Genomic DNA, 19,153 nt, shown 5'->3' with positions numbered 1-19,153 from the left:
GGCATCTCAACCCACCGGCAGGAGACCGGCGGGCGTGACGGCGACGATGTGGCGGTCCGGCGCGCGGGTCACTTCGTGCAGGCCTGTCAGCGTGCCGAACGCCGGCAGCATGCCCACGTCGCGGTCGAAGACGAAGGCCGGCAGCCGATGCCTGCGCCAGCCGTCGCGAACGGTCACGCCAGGATGGACATGACCGGCGATCGTGTACCCCCCGGCCTGCGCGTGCGGATGATGCGAAAACACGAACGGTGGCACGGCGAGGCGTTCCGGCAGTACATCGAAGCCGAGCGATGCGACGTCGAAATGACGATCGTGGTTGCCCGCGATCAGCAGCATCCGCACGGCGTCGTGCTTGCGCCGCCATGCGCGCACCCGGTCCACCCACGCGCTGCGAACGGTGGCGCTGCCGTGGACGAGGTCGCCCAGCACCACGACACTTTCCGGGATGAACGCCGCGATCAGTTCGTCCAGGCGAACGAGATCGTCTTCCGTGTCGCCGCTGGGAACGGCGATGCCCGCGCGGCGGAACACGGCGCCCTTGCCGAAGTGCACGTCCGAGACCAGCAGCATGCGCCGCGCGGACCAGTGGATAGCGCGCTGCGCATGCAACGTGAGTCGTTCGCCCGCGATCTCGATATCACGCTTGATCATGCACCGGCTCCTCGTTCGAGGGTCGCGAGCATGCGCTCCACGCGCGTCCGCCAGTCGTCGGTGGCGATGCCACCGCGCAAACGTTCCACCCATAGCGGAAAGGCCAGCGGGCTCAGCCGCTTCGGTTCCTGCCAGAGCAACCGCGAGCGGGCAACCCGCAGCAGGCAGGCACGCAGCCGCGTGTAGTCCAGTTGCTGGTCGAGCACCTCGCGTTCGGCCTGCCAGAGCAGCGGATGCGCGGGATCGTGCCGGCGCAGCACGTCGAAGAGCAATCCGCTCGACACCTGCAACTGGCGCAGCGTCTTTGCCTGGGCGGGATAGCCATTGAAGACCAGTCCCGCCACCCGGGCGATCTCGCGGAACTGGCGCCGGGCCAGTTCGGACAGGTTGACGCTGGCGCGGATGTCGGTACGCAGACCGGCGGGATGCAGCAGCCTGCGCATCGTCCCGGCGTCGAGCGCGGGCATGCGCGCCGCGGTGAGGGTCAGCCCGTAATCGTTGACGGCATAGCCATAGTCACCCGGCTGGATGCGCGCCAGACGATAGGCGAGCACGGCGGCCAGGCCCTCGTGCGCGAGCCGCCCCGCGAAGGGGAAGACGAACAAGTAGTCGCCTTCGCGCGTGCGCGTGCGCTCGCACAACGTTTCGTCGACACCCGGAACCACCGACTGCCGACGCTGTATCGTCAGCAGCGGCACGAGCGCGCGCATTTCTTCCGAGCGGTGGGTCGTCTCCGCGAGCGTGCGGCGCAATTCGTCGGAGAGTTCGCCCGAGAGTGGCAGGCGCCCGCCCATCCAGCGCGGCACGCCGCCACGGCGGTTCGGCGCGGCGCGCACCCACGCGGTCATGTCGCGCACGCGGACGAGCTCGAGGTTCCGCCCGGCGAACAGGAAACGGTCGCCGGGCCGCAGCCGGGAGACGAAGCTTTCCTCGACGGTCCCGAGCCGGGCGCCTTTCATGTAACGCACCTGCAAGCTGCCATCGGAGGTGATCGTGCCGATCGACAGCCGGTGCATGCGTGCGATGCGGCCACTCTCCACGCCGTAGCGTCCTTCTCTCGCGACCAGCTTGTGGTATTCGGGATAGCTGGCGAGCGCCGACCCACCGGTACACAGGTACGCGAGCACGGCGTCGAAACGCTCGCGCGGCAGCCGCGCATATGCCAGCGACGACGTTACCTCGGCGAAGGCCTCGTCGGCGCTGAAGCCTCCGCCGAGCGCCATGGTGATCAGATGCTGCGCCAGTACGTCCAGGCAGCCGCGCAGCGGCCGCCGGGGTTCCAGGTGCCCCTCGGCAAGCGCGCGGCGCGCGGCGGCGATCTCGGCGAGTTCCAGCAGGTGGGTCGGAACGCAGAGGATGCGTGACGGCACGCCCGGCTGGTGGCCGCTGCGTCCGGCACGCTGGAGCAGGCGCGCGACGCTCTTCGGGCTGCCGATCTGGATCACCCGCTCGACGCTGGCGAAATCCACGCCGAGGTCGAGGCTGGACGTGGCGACCACGCAGCGCAGTGCGCCGGCGCGCAAGCCTTCTTCCGTGGCGAAGCGCAGCTTGGGGTCGATCGAACCGTGGTGCAGGGCGAGGGTCGCCGGCGACTCCGGCCACACCGACGCCAGTGCTTCATGCCAGAGTTCTGCCTGTGACCGCGTGTTGGCGAAGACGAGGCTGCTGCGGGACGCCAGCACGGCATCGAGGACGCGCGGCAACTGTGACAGGCCCAGGTGTCCGGCCCAGGCGAAGCGTTCTCCCCGATCGGGCACGGCCGTGTCGATCGTCGTCTTCTTGCGCGCGCCACCCCCGACGAGCACGCCATCACCCGCCAGCGCGTGCAAGGCCTCGTCGAGGTTGCCCAGCGTCGCGGAAAGACCCCATGTGCGTAGGGAAGGCAGCCAGTGCCGCAGCCGCGCGAGGCCGAGCTGGAGCAAGGTGCCGCGTTTGTTGCCGACCAGTTCGTGCCACTCGTCCACCACGATGCCGCGAAGCTGCGCGAAGCGTTGCCGTGCATCGGGGTAGCTCAGCAGGAGGGCCAGGCTTTCCGGCGTGGTGACCAGCAGTTCGCACGCGCCGCGCCGCAACCGGGCGCGTTCGGCACTGCCGCTGTCGCCGGTTCGGCGCAGCACGCGCCAGGGCACTTCCATCGCATCCACGGCCGCCGCGAGGTGCTGTGCCGTATCGGTCGCCAGCGAGCGCAATGGCGTGATCCAGAGCAACTGGAGGCCGGCCTGGGGCCGAAGCACGGCGTCGATCAGCGGGCCGCCGGCGGCGGCAAGCGTCTTGCCCGTGCCGGTGGGCGCGTGGATCAGGCCGTTCCGTCCATCGCGCCAGGCGCGCCACGCGGCGCGCTGGAACGGCGCGGGCCGCCGCTCCAGCGCGGCGAACCATGCCAGCAGGCGGGCCTCAGCCCGACGCCAGGCGGCGGAGGTCGTCGAGCTTGTCGGCATCGCGGATGGCGAGGTCGGTACGCCAGCGCAGGATGCGCGGAAAGCGCACCGCCACGCCGGCCTTGTGGCGGCCCGAAGCCTGGATCGCTTCGAACGCGAGTTCGAACACGTGCGTCGGCTCGACCGATCGCACGGGCCCGAAGCGATCGATGGTGTGCGCCCGTATCCAGCGGTCGAGCCGGCCGATCTCGTCGTCGTCCAGGCCCGAGTAGGCCTTGGCCACCGGCACGAGCGCTTCGCCGTCCCAGACACCGAACGTGTAGTCGGTGAAGAGGCCGGAACGCCGGCCGTGGCCTGGCTGCGCGTAGAGCAGTACGGCATCGATCGTGTACGGGTCGACCTTCCACTTCCACCAGTCACCGCGTTTGCGGCCCACGCGGTACGGCGAGTCGAGCCGCTTGAGCATCAGCCCTTCCGTACGGCGCTCGCGCGATTCGGTGCGCACCGCCGCCAACGCCTGCCAGTTCGGCGCCGTGATCGCGGGCGAGAGCATCAGCGTGGGGCGCCGCTCCTCGATAAGGCTGGCGAGCATCGCGCGGCGTTCGGAAAGAGGACGTTCGCGCATGTCCTTGCCGTGCAGTTCGAGCAGATCGTAGGCCATCAGGCGTACGGGTGTATCGGCCAGCAATTTCGGGCCGGGCTTGAGCTTGCCGATGCGCTTTTGCAACGCGGTGAAGGGCAACGGATGGTCTTCGTCCAGTGCCCAGGCCAGGATCTCGCCGTCGATCACGCAGCCGTCGGGAAGATCGCGGGCGGCCTGCTCGATCTCGGGGAACCGCCCGTCGAGGCGTTCCTCCCCGCGCGACCAGAGCAGCGCCTCGCCCGCGCGGCGCATCAGTTGCGCGCGGATGCCGTCCCACTTCCATTCGGCCAGCCATTCGCCGGCATCGCCCAGCGAGGCGGCCTCCTGTTCCAGTGGCGAGGCGAGAAAGAACGGATACGGCCGTTCACCGGCGTGCTCGTCCGCGCGCTCCGGGCCGGATAACGCCCGGAAAGCGGAGGCATTCGGAGTCCAGTGGCCGCTGAGCCGGTGCGCGATCAGGTCCGTGGGCAGGTTCGCCCACTGCGCGAGCGCCTGCACGACGAGCCGGTGCGACACGCCCACCCGCAGCGATCCCGTCAGCAGCTTGTTGACCAGGAACACCTGGCCGCGTGGCAAGGGCCGCCACCATTCGCGCAGCAGATCGACGCGTCCGGACGATTCGAGCGTGTGCAGCGATGGAAGCCGTGCCTCCATCCATACGTGCAGCGGCGTGTCCTCCTGTTCGTCGCCGCCACTGGGCAACATGAGCGCGATCGTCTCCGCGAGATCGCCCACATGCTGGTAGCTTTCGTCGATGAGCCAGTCGGCATAGCCCGCTTCCGCGGCGAGCGCGAGGCGCAGTTCGGTCGACGTGGCGGTTCGCTTGAGCTTGCCTCCGCCGAGGACGTAGACGGCCCACGCCGCGTCTTCCGCGGGTGCCTCGACGAAGTACGCCGCCATCGCGTCGCGCTTGGCGGCCGTGGACGAGGTGCGGTCGAGCACCTCGAAAAGGGCGGCGAACCGGCGCATCAGTCGCCTTCCTCGCTGCGGCGGAGTTCCGGCATGCGTCCGCCGAGCGTGCTCAGCGGGAGCGCGTCGTGGCCCTTCTCGCGCAGGTGGCGGATCAAGGCCTCGCCATCGCCATGGGTGACGTAGATGCGCTTCGCGCCGCAGTCTTCCACGCTGCGGATAAGTCCTGGCCAATCGGCGTGGTCGGATACGACGAATCCGCGGTCGTAGCCGCGGCGGCGACGCGCCCCACGCACCTGCATCCATCCGGAAGCGAAGCCGGTGGAGGCCTTGGCGAAGCGGCGCATCCATGGCGAGCCCGCCGCCGAGGGTGGGGCCATGACCAGTTCACCCGCGAAATCCTTGCCGCGGGCGGAGTCGCTGACGGCCTGCGTGGGCAGCATCTGCACGCCCGCCTCGCGGTACGCCTCGACCAGGCGCAGCATCGCGCCATGCAGGTGCACCGTACGGTCGCTGCGCATGGCCAGTTCGGCGAGCAGCCGTTGCGCCTTCCCTAGGGCGTAGCAGAACAGGACCGCCGTCACGCGCCGCGCCGCGCATTCGTCCACCCAGCCGAGGATCTCGTCCACCACCTGGCTCATGGGCGGCCACCGGTAGATCGGAAGGCCGAACGTGGATTCCGTGACGAAGATGTCGCAGGGCACCGGTTCGAACGGTTCGCACGTGGGATCGGGGTCGCGTTTGTAATCGCCGGAGACCACGGCCACCTTGCCGCATCCTTCGATGCGCACCTGCGCCGCGCCGAGGATGTGTCCGGACGGGTGCAGGGACACGCGGGTCTCGCCGAGGGTGAAGGGCTCGTTCCAGCCGTGTTCGAGGAGCGTGGCCGGGGCACCGAGGCGCTCGCGCATCAATCCGCCGCCGGCGCGTGCCACGTGGTAGAGCGCGCTACCTGCGCGCGCGTGGTCCCCATGCGCGTGCGTGACGACCGCGCGGGCGACCGGCTGCATCGGGTCGATGAAGAAGTCGCCCGCCGGGCAGTAAAGGCCCTCGGGCCGCGGTAGCAGCAGGTCGCGATCCATGCGGCCGAAGGTAGGGGGCGGATCGTCAACAGCGCGAAAACGCGCCGGCGGATCAGGCCACGAACTGCAAGCGCGCCAGTTCGGCGTAGAGGCCGCCTTCGGCCAGCAGGCTCTCGTGCGTGCCCTGCGCCACGATGCGGCCACCGTCCATCACGACGATGCGATCGGCACGCTGCACCGTGGCCAGGCGATGCGCGATCACCAGCGTGGTGCGGCCCTTTTCGAGGCGCTCGAGCGCGTGCTGGATGGCCGCTTCCGACTGGGCGTCGAGCGCCGAGGTGGCTTCGTCCAGCAGCAGCAAGGGTGCGTCGCGCAGGATGGCCCGGGCGATGGCGATGCGCTGCTTCTGTCCACCGGACAGCCGCACGCCACGCTCGCCCAATGCGGCTTCATAGCCGTCGGGAAGAGCGGCGATGAAACCGTCCGCTTCGGCGAGACGCGCGGCTTCGCGCACCTCGTCGTCGGACGCGTCGGCACGGCCGAAACGGATGTTGTCCGCGGCGGTACCGCCGAAGATCACGGTCTCTTGCGGTACCAGCGCGATCGCCCCGCGCAATTCGGGCAGCGCGAGTGCGCGCAGGTCGATGCCGTCGAAACGGATGGAGCCTGAACGCGGATCGTGGAAGCGCAGCAACAAGCTGAAGACCGTGCTCTTGCCCGCGCCCGACGGCCCGACCAGCGCCACGGTTTCGCCCGGCGCGATGTCGAGGTCGAAGTCGGAGAGCGCGGCCACGTCCGGACGCGACGGGTAGCGGAATTCCACATGCTCGAAGCGCAGCGATCCGGTGACCGGCCGGGGCAGGGGTTCCGGTGCCTCCGGCGTGAAGATGCCCGGCCGTTCGGCGAAGAGTTCGCCGATGCGTTCCATGGCGCCGGCGGCGCGCAGTACGTCGCCCCATACTTCGGACAGGCCCGCCACCGAACCGGCGGCGAAGATCGCATACAGCACGAACTGGCTCAGCACTCCCGGCTGGAGATCTCCCGCGATGACGTCGCGCGCGCCCGCCCACAGCACCAGGGTGATGGCGCCGAAGATCAGCACGATCACGGCGGCGGTGAGCAGCGACCGCATGCCGATGCGGCGGCGTGCCGTCGCGAGGGCGAGGTCGATGGCGCTGGCATAGCGGCGGCTTTCGATCGGCTCGCGGGCGTAGGCCTTGACCGCCTGTGCCGCGTTCAGGGTTTCATTGGCGACGGCGGCGGCATCGGCGATGCGGTCCTGGCTGTGTCGCGAAAGTTTCTGCACGCGGCGGCCGAAGACGAGGATGGGCAGCATCACCGCCGGGATGACCAGCGCGGTCAATCCGGCCAGCCGCGGGCTCGTCCAGGCCATGGCCGCCGCGGCGCCGATCAGCATCACCACGCTGCGCAGCGCCACCGAGATGCCCGAACCGACCAGGGTCTGCACCACTTCGGTGTCCGTGCCCAGACGGGAGGTGAGTTCACCGACGCGGGTGCTTTCATAGAAGCCCACGTCCAGCCCGATCACATGCTGGTAAAGGGTGGTGCGGAGCGAGGCGAGCGAGCGTTCGCCGAGCAGGGCGATGCAGTAGTACCGGGCGGCGGTGGCGATGGCCAGGACCACGGCTACGCCGAACAGGCCAAGGAACGTGCCGTTGATCGTCGCGATGCTGGAGGCGAGGAAGCCATGGTCGATGATGTGCCGCACCGCCACGGGCAGGAGCAGCGAGGCACCCGAGGAGATCCCCAGGAAGACCAGCCAGCCGATGGCGAGGCCCTTGTGCGGCTTGAGGAATGGCCAGAGGTTGCGCAGTGCCCCGATCTTGCGTGACTTCTCCCTGCGTTCTTCGCTCATGCTCGCTTCGCTTCCGGTTTCATTCGCCAACGGATGGGGCCATCCGGTGCAGTATTCAACATGGATCGACGCGGCGGGGGTGCACCTTGCCCCGGGTGAGGTCGACGATCCGCGCGGCGATCGCGTCCAGGCGCTCGACCGGCGCGCGTACGCTCAGCTCCGCGCCGTCGGCGACGAAGGTTTCGTCCTCGATCGTGGCCTCCATCTCGCGCAACCGCGCCGAGACAAGGGCCAGTTCGCCGAACTCGCAGCGTAGCCGCAGGCACCCGGTGGCGACGATCGGCAGGCGTGGAGCGAGGCGCAGGCATTCGGCCGCTGTCCCGCCATAGGCGCGCACGAGCCCACCCGCGCCAAGCTTGATCCCGCCGTACCAGCGGGTGACCAGCACGGCCACGCGGTCGCAACCCTGGCCGTCGATGGCCTGCAGGATGGGACGCCCGGCGGTGCCCCCGGGTTCGCCATCGTCGTTGAACCGGTATGCGTCGCCGATGCGATACGCCCAGCAGTTGTGCGTGGCACCCGGATCGCCCACCGATTCGAACCATGCCAGGGCGTCGGCCGGCGAGTCGACAGGCGTGGCCAGGGCAAGGAAGCGGCTCTTCTTGATGTCTTCCTCGTGCCGCCAGGGCGAGGCGAGGGTTTCCAGCGGTGCACTCAAGGGGTCAGGTCGCGCAGGTCTTGTGGCAGCTCGTAACGAGGATAGCGCTCGCGCAGTTCACGCAGGCGCCGCAAGGCTTCCTCGCGTTCCCCGCGGCCGAGCAGCTGCCGGATCTCGCCGACGCGATCGTCCGGACCGAGCTCCGTTTTCATGGCCCGGTCGGAAACGGCGCCGAAGGCCTGCGGGGCGGGTTTGGATACGGCCGATGACTTGAGTGCAGGTGCCGGTGCCGAACGGCGCGCCATCCTCGGCTGGGTTGCCGCGGGTGCCGACTCTTGCAGGACGACAGGAGCGCTTGCGGGCGCGGGCGCGGTGGATTCGATGCGTTGCGCCGTGGGAACGGGGCGCGTCGCCGTCACGTCGGGGCGGCTGTCGCGCAGCTGCCAGGCCAGCCCGGCAGCCAGCACCAGTACCGCCGCCGACCCCAGCGCGACCGGCCAATGTGCCCGGCGGCGACGAGCCGGTACCGCACGATCGGCGTGTGCGAGCACCGCCGCATCCAGCGCCGGGTCGGGCTCGGTCTTTGGCAGGCGCGCGTAGAGCGCCGCGAGTTCGCGCTCGTCGGGCAGGTCGTCGTCGTGGGGCGGTGGCGTGTTCGGGTTCATGTCAGTCGGCAACGAGTTCTCGTATCCGCGCCATGGCGTAGCGAAGCCGCGATTTCGCGGTTTCCTTGCCTACGCCGGTCACGGTGGCGATGTCCTCCAGGGATAGTTCGTTCTCCATGCGTAGCACGAAGGCCGTTCGTTGTTCGTCGGGAAGGCTTTCGATCGCGCGCTGCATGTGCCTGCGCAGTTCGAAATCCGACAGGGCGTGATCGGGTTGCTCGCGTTCCGGAGCGGCCTGTGCGGCGAAGACGGCTTCGGTTTCCTCCGCGCCTGCGCGTGGGCGCTGCCGGCGGAAGCTGTCCATGGCCAGGTTGTGCGCGATCTGGAGCAGCCAGGTGCTGAACTTCGCCTCCGCGCGATAACGCTGGCGTGCGACGATCACGCGGCTCCAGGTTTCCTGGAACAACTCGTCGGCGACCGCGCGGTCCTTCACCGTCTTCAGCAGGAACCGGTACAACGGGCCCTTGTGCTTCGCGTAAAGCTCCCCGAACGCGGCCGTGTTCCCGCCCGCCCAGGCGAGCATCAGCCCGCCGTCGTCGGTAAGGGGAGCATCCATGGACGGGGAGGTTACCTTATCGACGCGGGGATTCCGCGACCGGTCCGGTCGACATCCCGCTGGCCATGCCCGCCAGCCTCGACATCTCCGCGCGATAGCCGTCTTCGTCCTTGCCGAGCGCGCCACGCGCCAACTCCGCGACCTTGTCGTAGCCGAAGCCATCCACGTATTTGCCGCCGCGCAGGTTCTCCGCGAAGGCCGCCACCGCCGCGGCGAATCGCAGCCGGTCGCTGGCCTGCGGCGCGACGTCCGCATGCAAGGGCTGCTCGATCAGCTGGCTCGCGCCGCCGTCGGGCGCCTTGTAGCGCAGGCGAAGGAAGCCGAGTTCGCCAGATGTGGGCGTGTCATTCGCGGAGGCGTAGCGCAGCGGATCGACGCGTGCGCCCCTGGAACCTTTCAACGTGATCTCGTACAGCGCGGTGACGCGGGCACCCGCGCCGATCTCGCCCGCATCGACGGCGTCGTTGTTGAAGTCTTCCCGCGCGAGGACACGTTTCTCGTAGCCGATCAGGCGATACTCGGCGACCACGCCCGGGTTGAACTCCACCTGGATCTTCACGTCCCTGGCGATCGTCATCAGCGTCGCCGACATCTCGTCCACCAGCACGCGGCGCCCCTCGCCGAGGCTGTCGATGTAATGGTGGCTGCCGTTACCGGCATCGGCCAGCTCCACGGCCATCTCGTCGTTGTAGTTGCCTTCGCCGAAGCCCAGCGTGGTCAACGCGATGCCACTCTTGCGCTTCTCCACGATGCGTTCTTTCAGGGCCTGCACGCCGACCGTACCGACGTTGAAGTCGCCATCGGTGGCGAGGATGACGCGGTTTACGCCGCCCTTGATGAAGCCCTTCGCCGCCTGCGCATACGCCAGGTCGATGCCGGCGGCGCCGTTGGTGGACCCTCCCGCGCCGAGCGCGTCGATGGCCGCGGCGATCTTCGCGTGTTCGTCGCCCGGCGTGGAGGGCAGGGCCACGCAGGTGGAGCCTGCATAGGTCACGAGCGAGATGCGATCAGCCGCACGCAGTTTCGGCACGATCTGCTTCAGCGACGCCTTCAGCAGGGGCAGCTTGTCGGGCTCGTCCATGGAGCCGGAGACGTCCACGAGGAAGACGAGGTTGGCCGGGGGAATCTCGCTGGCCGGCACGTCGTATCCCTGGATGCCGATGAGTAGCAACTGGCGCTCGGGGTTCCACGGCGCCGGCGCGAATTCCGCCGTGACGCCGAACGGCTTCGCGCGACTCCCCGGCACCGTGTAACCGTAGTCGAAGTAGTTGATGAATTCCTCGGTGCGCACGGCATCCACCGGCGGCAGGCGTCCCTCGTTGAGCATGCGGCGCACGTTCGTATAGGAACCGGTATCCACATCGACGCTGAAGGTCGACACCGGATCGCTGGCGGCGAGGTGGACGGCATTCGCCGTGCGATGCGCGTAGTTTTCGCGGTCGACGGGCAGATAGGGCGGAGCGATCGCGGTGACATGACCGGACTGCGCCACTGTTTCCACGATCGCTTGCGGTACGGCCTTCGTCATGGCCGGCGGCGCGGGGGCCGCGGCCGGAGCGACCAGTGGGCGTGAGAGCATCCGTCGGACTGGCATGCCCTGGCCCGGCTGGCAGCCGGTGTCGTCGGCCGGTGGCGATGGCGCGTCGCGCCGTGCGGCGAAGGCATCGCCCGAAGCGGCCACGCCGGTGGCGGCGACCGCGGCGGCGAACAGGAGGGAAAGCGTGATGCGGAGCGTGTTCATCGTGCATGGCCTCGTGGGTGACATGACGGTGAAACGCGGGAAGGGGCGAAGCGGGGTTAACCGATGTGACGCGATTCGCTGAGCAGGTGAGGGCCCGCGCGGGTTTCCTCGCCGGCGCTCACCCTGTTCCGGCCCGTCTGCTTCGCCCGGTAGAGCGCGCGGTCGGCCGCGTTGAGCAGATCGAGCGGACCGCCGTGCGCGCTCACCTGCACATGGGCCACGCCGATGCTGATGGTGACGACGCCGAAGGGACTCGAGGGATGGATGATCGCCAGCGCCTCGACCTGCGCACGCAAGTCCTCGGCCAGGGCCAGCGCTTCGGGCAGGCGGGTGCCGGGAGCGATCACGGCGAACTCTTCGCCGCCGAAGCGCGCGACGAAATCGCCCGCGCGAACCCCGCGTCCGATCAGGCCACCGACGAGGGAACGCAGGCAATCGTCGCCCGCGAGATGGCCGTAGCGGTCGTTGTATTCCTTGAAGAAGTCGACATCGATCATCAACAGGGAGATCGGTTCCTGTTGTCCGGGGCGGTGCCATTCGCGCAGGAGGCGCTCGTCGAGCGCCCGCCGGTTGGCCAGGCCCGTGAGGCTGTCGACGAAGACCAGGCCCTGCAGCTCGTCGCGGCTGCGCGACAGCCGGTATTCCTCCTCCACCAGGCCGACCTGGGCCAGGGTGCCGCGAAGGCCGATGCCGATCACGGCGGCAATGGCGCCCACGATGCCCAGCGTGGGGTAACCCGGGATCACCATCAGACCGAAGCCGAGCACGCTCATGGCCAGGAAGGTGGGGCTCGCGCTCTGCACGAAGCGCACGAGATAGACGGGCGGGTGCCAGTGCCGTCTCGGCTGGCGCAGCGTCGCCGTGACGAAAAGGACGAGGAAGGGAAGATCCAGCAGCGCGTCCCAGGGAGACGTGCCGAATTCGGGGTGCCCACCGAGCGCCACGAAGTGGTTATAGAAATAACCGGCGATCGCATAGGTGACGAAGAACGCCGTCACGCCACGGAAAAAGAAATGATCGTCGGCGCGGTCGGTCGCGAGGTAGCGTAACGACGCGGCCAGCGCGAGGCACGCGTTCTCGAAATCGAGCATGTAGGCGATGTCGAGGGCCTGCTGGGTCGCCATCGCGCCCTGCACCGAGACGATCGAGAACGTGCGCACGTAGAACAGCACCCCGAGCAGGGCGGCCAGGATCAGGTCGATCGCGATGGCCCACTTCTTCCGCCCCGGCACGGGTGCCGACGAGACGGCCACCAGCACGGGCAGCACGTAAAGGATGTAGAAGAACATGCTGTCGCCGGGCGCCGGGTTGGAGTTTTCCAACACGTAGTTCTGACGGGCGGACAACGACATGCCCACGGCCCACAGGACGAGGCTGGCGAACAGCAACCACCAGCGCGGATCCCGGGGAGGCCCCGAGCGCCGCCATGCCATCACCACGCTGCCCAGCGCCAGCGCCGCGACGGTGAAGAAGCACACGTAGGAAACCTCCATGCCCCCGGAAGGCATGTTCGCCAGTGCGATCACGTGGACCAGGACGATGGCCGCCGCGACGATGACTGCTTTCATGGCGCGCCTCCCCCTGCCTGCAACGCAATAGTCATATCGGCGGAGACAGCGGGAAGTTGAGTTCCATGAACGGATGTTAAGCCTGGGACGGCCGAAGATGTGAAGGTGCTGACGGACCCTGGCGGCGGTTTTCCGGTCCAAGACGGCAATCTTTGCCTTTCGGTAATGTCACCTGTTCCGGGTCGTCGTCTTGGATTCCCTGCGTAGGGGTCGCAGGATGTCTGCCTTGTCTGGTCACCGAAGGAGCGTGCCATGTCCTCACGTCCCGTGAAGATCCCCGGCCCCGATCATCCCATCACGGTCGAGCCCGCGGGTGGCAGGGTGCTGGTGCGCGATGGCGACCGCATCATCGTCGACACCCGCGATGCGCTCGTGCTCAGGGAAGGCCGTTACCCGGCCGTGTTCTACGTTCCCCGTGCCGATGCCGACATGGCTTCGTTGAGCCGGACCGAACACCATACGTATTGCCCTTATAAGGGTGAAGCCTCGTATTACAGCCTTCCGGGTAACGAGGAAAGGGCGATCAACGCGATCTGGACCTACGAGGAGCCGCACGAGGCGGTCTCCTCGATCCGCGATCACCTCGCCTTCTACCCCGACCGCGTGCGCATCGAGCACACACCGGGCTGACCGCACCGTCAAGGAATTCATCCATGCAATCATTCGTCGACACCTCCTGGGCGCCCGGCGCCGCCTCCCGTCGCGCCGGCACGAGCGCCACCGCGCTCCGGGGCCGGCCCGACCTTCCGCTCTCCGAGCGTTACGACGCCGTGCGGGCGCGTACCGAGGCGCTCGTGGCCGCGCTCGGCCCGGAGGACATGGTCGTTCAGTCGATGCCCGATGCGAGCCCCGCCAAATGGCACCTCGCCCACACGACCTGGTTCTTCGAGACCTTCCTGCTCGGGCCTAACGTGCCAGGCTACGAGGTGTTCGATGCCGAATTCGGGTATCTGTTCAATTCCTACTACGAAGCCATCGGCCCGCGTCATCCGCGGCCGTTGCGTGGCTTGCTGACCCGCCCTCCGACCGATCGCGTGATCGCCTATCGCCATCACGTGGACGCGCATATGCGCGCTTTCCTCGCTGGCGCGGTGAGTCCCGAACTGGAAGCGCTGGTGCGGCTCGGCTTCGCCCATGAGGAACAGCACCAGGAACTGCTGGTGATGGATGTGCAGCACCTGTTCGCGCAGTCGCCGCTGAAGCCGGCCTTCGATCCCTCCTGGTCCGCACCGGCGCCCGGTCCGACAGGCCGCTTCCGCCCGGTGGGCGGTGGACCCGTGCGCATCGGTGCCGCCGACGAGCCCTTCGCATTCGACAACGAAGGCCCCCGGCACACCGTCTGGCTGGAGCCGTTCGAGATGGCGGACCGCCTGGTCACCAACGGCCAGTGGCTGGCCTTCATGGCGCTCGGCGGCTATCGCCGCGCCGACCTGTGGCTTTCCGACGGGTGGGCGCAGCGGCAGGAGGAGGGGTGGGAATCGCCCCTCTACTGGCAGCACGACGGCGAAGCGTGGTCGCACATGACGCCCGGTGGCTGGCGTCCGGTCGATCCCGACGCGCCGGTCACCCATGTCAGCTACTACGAAGCCGAGGCATTCGCGCGCTGGGCCGGCGCCCGGCTGCCGACGGAAGCGGAGTGGGAGCATGCCATGCGCGCACGCGACGATCTGGAGCAGGTCGACGATGTCGCCTGGCAGTGGACGGCCAGTTCGTACTCGCCGTACCCGGGGTTTCGCGCGGCGGACGACGCGGTCGGCGAGTACAACGGGAAGTTCATGATCGGCCAGATGGTCTTGCGCGGCGGGGCCAGCGTCACGCCGTCCGGGCACGCGCGGATCTCGTACCGCAATTTCTACCGGCCCGGGCAGCGCTGGATGTTCAGCGGCGTGCGCCTCGCGCGCGATCCCGCGTTCACCCCTGATGGCGACCGCCTGACTTTCCTGCGCGATACGCTGGCCGGGCTGTCGTCGTCTCCGAAGGCCTTCTCGCCGAAGTACTTCTACGACGGGGCGGGGTCCGAGCTGTTCGAGGCGATCTGCGTCACGCCCGAGTATTACCCGACGCGGACGGAAACGGCTTTGCTTCGTGAGATCGCCCCGGCGCTCGCCGCGAGTATTCCGCAAGGCGCCGTGCTGCTCGAACTGGGCAGTGGGGCGAGCGACAAGACACGGATGCTGCTCGACGCCGCGCCATGGATTTCCGCCTATGTCCCGGTGGACATCAGCGCCGCCGCGCTCGATGGCGCGGTGACGCGCTTGCGCGAGGCTTATCCGTCGCTCGCGGTGCACCCGGTGGTGGGTGATTTCACCCAGGCCATCGAGGTTCCGAAGGCGGTGGCCGGACGGCCCATTGTGGCGTTTTTCCCTGGTTCCACCATCGGCAATTTCACGCCGGCGGAGGCCATCGCCTTGCTGCGTTCGGTGCGGGAACGGCTTGGACCCGCTGCGCGCTTCATCGTGGGCGCGGACCAGGTCAAGGACGTGGACGTGTTGCTGGACGCCTACGACGATGCCGCCGGCGTGACCGCCGCGTTCAATCGCAACGTGCTCGTGCGCATCGACCGCGAACTCGGCGGCGATTTCGATCCCGAGGCCTTCGAGCATCGCGCGGTGTGGAACGCGGAACTCGAACGTATCGAGATGCACCTGGTGAGCCGCGAGGCGCAGCGGGTGACGGTCGCGGGGCAGTCGTTCGCCTTCGCCGCCGGCGAATCGATACACACGGAGAACTCGCACAAGTTCACGCCCGCATCGTTCGCGAGGCTGGCGGAAGCGGGTGGGTGGCGGATCGAACGGGAATGGGTGTCGGCGGCGCCGGCGTTCGGGGTGTATTTGCTGGGTGCGGCTTCGTAGGGTATCGCGGCCGAGGCCGCTTCCCACCAGGGCGCTTCCGCCATGCCGCTTCCCACCAGGGCGCTTCCCACCGGACGATGAGCAAGTCGGCGGTGGTGGGAAGCGGCCTCGGCCGCAATGCTTCGTCCCCGTTACCGAACCTCGTCAACCTTCATATAGCCACCTTCGGACACGCTCACCACCGAGCGCCGGTGCCCCTGCATCTTCACCGCATCGTCCACCGAGGCGCCGATCGCCGAGGCGGTCTCGGCCACGCCCACCGGCTTGTTGCCGCGCCGCTTCTGCTTGCCCGCGAAGCGGGCGTGGTTGTAGCCCGACCAACTCGTGAACACGACCGCGCAGGCGATGGCAACGATGAGGATCACGTTGATATCGCCGCCATCGCCGATCGGGCCGAGCACGTGCAACTGCAACCAGGCGCTGCGTACGCCGAAGGCCCACGCGCCCAGCGTGAGCAAGGGTAGCCATAGGAAGACCCAGAACAACCACGCGAAGATGGTGACGGTGGTGAACACCGCCTTTTGCGCCGCCGATTGACGTTCCGGGCGCTGGATCAGAATGGCTTCGGCTTTCATCGCAGTCCCCGGTCGGGGCTGACCCAGACGGCACGCGTGCCCTTGCGCTTCAGCAACGCCTTGGGTAGCGCGACGATCGAGGTCGCCGTGTTGAGCAGCCAGTACACCAGCGGGTACCAGATCATCCAGTAGTAGTTGCGGCCGATGCGGGTCTCGTAGCGGCGGTCGACCAGCAGGCTGATGAGGAACTGGAGCAGGCAGATCGCGCCCAGCACAACGCCGTGCCATTGGGGTAGCAACGTGTCGATGTACAGCGACGGCGGCAGGTCCACCACGCGGCCGAGCACCCAGAGCACGATGATGACGGCCATCGTATAGGACCAGAGCAGGCTCATCACGTACTCGAAGGCCACGGGCCACATGCGCCGCTGGCGCCACTTGAGCAAGCTCCCGGTGTATCGCAGCAGCACCTCGGAGCCACCCTGGGCCCAGCGCAGGCGCTGCTTCCACAATCCGCGAAGCGTTTCCGGCATCAGGATCCAGCACAGCGCGTTCGGTTCGTAACGGATTTCCCAGTGACGCATCTGCAACCGCCAGCTCACGTCGATGTCCTCGGTGACCATGTCGGTGTTCCAGTAGCCGACGTCGTGCAGCGCGCTCTTGCGGAAGCAGGCGATCACGCCGGACACCGTGAAGATGCGCCCATACACGCGTTGGGCCCGTTTGATCAGCCCGATGATCGAGGAGAACTCGCCCACCTGCAGCTTGCCCAGCAGGGTGGAACGGTTGCGGATGCGCGGGTTGCCCGTGACCGCGGCGACGCGCGGGCTCTCGAGCATGTGCATCATCATCCAGTGGGTGGCGTAATCGTCGAGCAAGGCGTCGCCGTCGACGCAGACGAGGAAGTCCGATCGCGCGGCGAGCGCTGCCGCACGCAGGCCCATGGCCTTGCCCTGGTTGCTCGACATGTGGATCACGCGCAACGCGGGGTACTGTTTCATCAACTCGTCGAGCTGCGTGCCGGTATCGTCGGTGGAGCCGTCGTTGATCGCGATGATCTCGAAGTTCGGGTATTGCTGCGAGGCCAGGTGCGCGATGGTCTCGCGTACCTGCTCACCCTCGTTGTGGCAGGGCACCACGAGGGTCACCATCGGGTATTCGGGCAGCATGTGCGGTTGCACGCGTGCCGGCTCCCGGCGTTCCCAGCGCACGAAATAGATGATGCCGCCGCTCATCCAGATGAGCGACATCACCAGGGGGTAATAGAAGGCGAACTCGAGTAGCGCGTGCAGGATGCCGCCGTTCATCGCGCGGGCTCCCGGTAGGGATAATCGGCCGCCGAAATATACGGGCGAATCGCTTCCAGGGCGGGATGGTCGTGGACGAAGTCGTCCGGGTAGTAACCGATGTGACGCGCGCCCGCCGCCTGCACGGCGCGCATGCGCGCGGCGAGTTCACGGTCGGCGATCGGCTGGTGCGTTCGCCAGTCTTGCGTGGCGAATTCGAACAGCGTGCGTTCCATGGCCCCTGGCGTGGCGTTCACCTGCGCGACGAGCTTGCGGTACCAGCCCAACCGGTCGGCTTGCTGGTCGAGCTGGGGCATGGCCATGATCGCGGTCATGTCATAGGCGCTGTTGAAGGCCGGCAGGGCCTGCGCGAACCAGGCCTCGGCCTTCGGCTGCAGGATCGGCCGCGCGTAGATGTTGCGCGCGGTGAGCAACTGCGGCCGCCAGCGCTTCATGCGCTGGGCCAGCTCCAGGGTGAAATCGATCAGGGCCTGCGTGTTCTGTGCCGGCGTGTTCTTTGCCCAGGGACCCAGGTGGTCGGTGTCGCGCAGGTAAGCGTCGTCGGAGAACAACACCCCGGCTTCGTCGGCGTGCATCGCCAAGTCTTCGTACACGTCGCCGATCAGCCCGCGCACGCGTGCATCGTAAGGCGCCAGGCGGAAATGGTCGCCGCCGGCTTTTGGCTCGCCGGCCAGCGAGGGCAGGTCCTTGCCGTCCGGGAAGCGGAAGGCGAGCACCGGCATCCATGCGTACACGCGAACGCCGGCGCGGGTGCGTAGCTGCCACGACACGCGCGAAAACAGGTCGGCTCGCACCGGCAGGTGACGGTTCGGGAAGTACACGGCATCGGCCACGCCATCGCCGTCGGGATCCGCATACGCCTGCAACCAGACTTCACTGGGATGCATGCGCTTGATCCGGTCGAGCAGGTTGGACAGGTTACGGTCCTGCTGCGCGGGATCGGGGTCGTAGACGTAGTCGAGGTCGACCTGCACGGCGCGCGTCGGATCGATCCGTGTCTGGTGGCGCATCAGCCAGCCGAGACGGTTGGCAGTGACGTTGCCACTCACCAGCAGGCGCGGAATCGTGCGTCCCGGAACCAGGTTGGGCAGTTTATCGCCGAGGCTGAAGGTGACCGTCATGCCCAGTTCGCCGGCGATATCCCGTCCGACCTGGGTGTACGCGCCGTAGGGCCATGCGACCGCGCGCGGACGCACGCCGATGTGCTTCTCGATCTCGTCCGCGCTATGTGAGAGGTCGGCACGGATCCGCTGCGCATATTCACCGGCGGTCTCGTAGCGCTGCTTCGTCGTGTCGTAGGCCAGCGCCGCCGCCGTCGGCAGCAGGTTGCCTTGCGGGTTCGCATTCAGGCCCTGGTGCATCTGCCAGGAGTGCGAGGCGAATTCGACCAGGCGGGACGCGTGCATCTCGGCGACCTGCTCCCAGGTGAGGAAGCACGAGCGATCGCAATCGGCGCCGTTATAGGGCATGCGTTGTCCCGGCGGCATGTCCATCCACGACCCCACGAGGGCTTGCACCGCGGGGTAGCCATAGGCGCGCAACAGCGGGTACACACGTGTGTAGAAGCTTTCCAGCCCGTCGTCGAAGGTCAACAGCACCGCGTCGGCGGGCAGCGGGGCGCCGCCATGGGTGGCTTGCACGACCTGATCGAGACTGACGACGTGGTAGCCGTTCGCCTTTAGCCAGTCGAAATGGGCGACGAGGTGGTCGGTACTGATGGCATCGGGGTCGCGATCGGCGGCCAGGCCGACGTCGTCCCGGACATCGTGGTAGGCGAGCACGATGAGCGGCGGCCGCGCGGGCGCGGCCGGCTGCGCGAACGCAGGAAGCGCAAGCCCGAGCAGGGCAAGCAGGATCAACAGCGGGCGCATC

General features: G+C 68.0%; 15 protein-coding genes. 2 read left to right on the top strand and 13 right to left on the bottom strand.

Annotated elements, in window-relative coordinates; translation table 11 throughout:
* Nucleotides 1-6: 6 nt before the first annotated feature.
* From pdeM to QFZ41_RS02125, 10 genes are read right to left on the bottom strand one after another with little or no spacing between them, the layout of a single operon-like run.
* A complete protein-coding gene (gene pdeM, locus QFZ41_RS02170) occupies nucleotides 7-651 on the bottom strand; it encodes a ligase-associated DNA damage response endonuclease PdeM (RefSeq protein ID WP_429197254.1) in 645 nt (214 codons plus the stop codon).
* Complete coding sequence (locus QFZ41_RS02165; RefSeq protein ID WP_429197253.1) at nucleotides 648-3,089, bottom strand: ligase-associated DNA damage response DEXH box helicase; 2,442 nt, start codon at nucleotides 3,087-3,089, stop codon at nucleotides 648-650. The genes pdeM and QFZ41_RS02165 overlap by 4 nt, the downstream gene beginning before the upstream one ends.
* On the bottom strand, nucleotides 3,046-4,641 hold the full coding sequence (locus QFZ41_RS02160) for an ATP-dependent DNA ligase (protein ID WP_429197252.1): 1,596 nt from the start codon (nucleotides 4,639-4,641) through the stop codon (nucleotides 3,046-3,048). Before QFZ41_RS02160 ends, QFZ41_RS02165 begins: the two co-directional genes overlap by 44 nt.
* On the bottom strand, nucleotides 4,641-5,663 hold the full coding sequence (locus QFZ41_RS02155; protein WP_429197251.1) for a ligase-associated DNA damage response exonuclease: 1,023 nt from the start codon (nucleotides 5,661-5,663) through the stop codon (nucleotides 4,641-4,643). Before QFZ41_RS02155 ends, QFZ41_RS02160 begins: the two co-directional genes overlap by 1 nt.
* 52 nt (nucleotides 5,664-5,715) lie before the next feature.
* The gene (locus tag QFZ41_RS02150; RefSeq protein ID WP_429197250.1) at nucleotides 5,716-7,479 is read right to left on the bottom strand and encodes an ABC transporter transmembrane domain-containing protein; all 1,764 of its coding nucleotides are present in this window, start codon (nucleotides 7,477-7,479) and stop codon (nucleotides 5,716-5,718) included.
* A gap of 55 nt (nucleotides 7,480-7,534) precedes the next feature.
* Nucleotides 7,535-8,137, bottom strand: coding sequence for an IMPACT family protein (locus tag QFZ41_RS02145; RefSeq protein ID WP_429197249.1), 603 nt, complete (start codon nucleotides 8,135-8,137; stop codon nucleotides 7,535-7,537).
* Nucleotides 8,134-8,742, bottom strand: a complete 609-nt coding sequence (locus QFZ41_RS02140; RefSeq protein ID WP_429197248.1) for a hypothetical protein — start codon at nucleotides 8,740-8,742, stop codon at nucleotides 8,134-8,136. Before QFZ41_RS02140 ends, QFZ41_RS02145 begins: the two co-directional genes overlap by 4 nt.
* A gap of 1 nt (nucleotide 8,743) precedes the next feature.
* A complete protein-coding gene (locus QFZ41_RS02135) occupies nucleotides 8,744-9,298 on the bottom strand; it encodes an RNA polymerase sigma factor (RefSeq protein ID WP_429197247.1) in 555 nt (184 codons plus the stop codon).
* Between the two features lie 16 nt (nucleotides 9,299-9,314).
* The gene (locus QFZ41_RS02130; RefSeq protein ID WP_429197246.1) at nucleotides 9,315-11,039 is read right to left on the bottom strand and encodes a vWA domain-containing protein; all 1,725 of its coding nucleotides are present in this window, start codon (nucleotides 11,037-11,039) and stop codon (nucleotides 9,315-9,317) included.
* A 56-nt stretch (nucleotides 11,040-11,095) separates the two neighbouring features.
* Nucleotides 11,096-12,607, bottom strand: a complete 1,512-nt coding sequence (locus QFZ41_RS02125; protein WP_429197245.1) for a diguanylate cyclase — start codon at nucleotides 12,605-12,607, stop codon at nucleotides 11,096-11,098.
* A 252-nt stretch (nucleotides 12,608-12,859) separates the two neighbouring features.
* Between QFZ41_RS02125 and QFZ41_RS02120 the strand changes: the two genes are divergently transcribed.
* The gene (locus QFZ41_RS02120; RefSeq protein ID WP_429197244.1) at nucleotides 12,860-13,237 is read left to right on the top strand and encodes a DUF427 domain-containing protein; all 378 of its coding nucleotides are present in this window, start codon (nucleotides 12,860-12,862) and stop codon (nucleotides 13,235-13,237) included.
* A 23-nt stretch (nucleotides 13,238-13,260) separates the two neighbouring features.
* A complete protein-coding gene (egtB, locus tag QFZ41_RS02115; protein WP_429197243.1) occupies nucleotides 13,261-15,459 on the top strand; it encodes an ergothioneine biosynthesis protein EgtB in 2,199 nt (732 codons plus the stop codon).
* A 131-nt stretch (nucleotides 15,460-15,590) separates the two neighbouring features.
* Here the strand turns inward: egtB and pgaD are convergent, their stop codons facing one another.
* The 3 genes from pgaD to pgaB are packed head-to-tail and all read right to left on the bottom strand — an operon-like array spanning nucleotide 15,591 to nucleotide 19,152.
* Nucleotides 15,591-16,034 carry a poly-beta-1,6-N-acetyl-D-glucosamine biosynthesis protein PgaD gene (gene pgaD, locus QFZ41_RS02110; protein ID WP_429197242.1) on the bottom strand — a complete coding sequence of 148 codons (444 nt, stop codon included), beginning with the start codon at nucleotides 16,032-16,034 and terminating at the stop codon, nucleotides 15,591-15,593.
* Nucleotides 16,031-17,281 carry a poly-beta-1,6-N-acetyl-D-glucosamine synthase gene (gene pgaC / locus QFZ41_RS02105; protein ID WP_429197241.1) on the bottom strand — a complete coding sequence of 417 codons (1,251 nt, stop codon included), beginning with the start codon at nucleotides 17,279-17,281 and terminating at the stop codon, nucleotides 16,031-16,033. Before pgaC ends, pgaD begins: the two co-directional genes overlap by 4 nt.
* Nucleotides 17,278-19,152 (bottom strand): poly-beta-1,6-N-acetyl-D-glucosamine N-deacetylase PgaB, encoded by a 1,875-nt coding sequence (pgaB, locus tag QFZ41_RS02100; RefSeq protein ID WP_429197240.1) that lies wholly within the window; start codon nucleotides 19,150-19,152, stop codon nucleotides 17,278-17,280. The genes pgaC and pgaB overlap by 4 nt, the downstream gene beginning before the upstream one ends.
* Between the last annotated feature and the right edge of the window lies 1 nt (nucleotide 19,153).

The organism is Luteibacter sp. W1I16 (assembly GCF_050434905.1).
Lineage (GTDB): Bacteria > Pseudomonadota > Gammaproteobacteria > Xanthomonadales > Rhodanobacteraceae > Luteibacter.
Note: the sequence above shows the minus strand (reverse complement) of the source record. Positions and strands in the feature narration are given on the sequence as shown.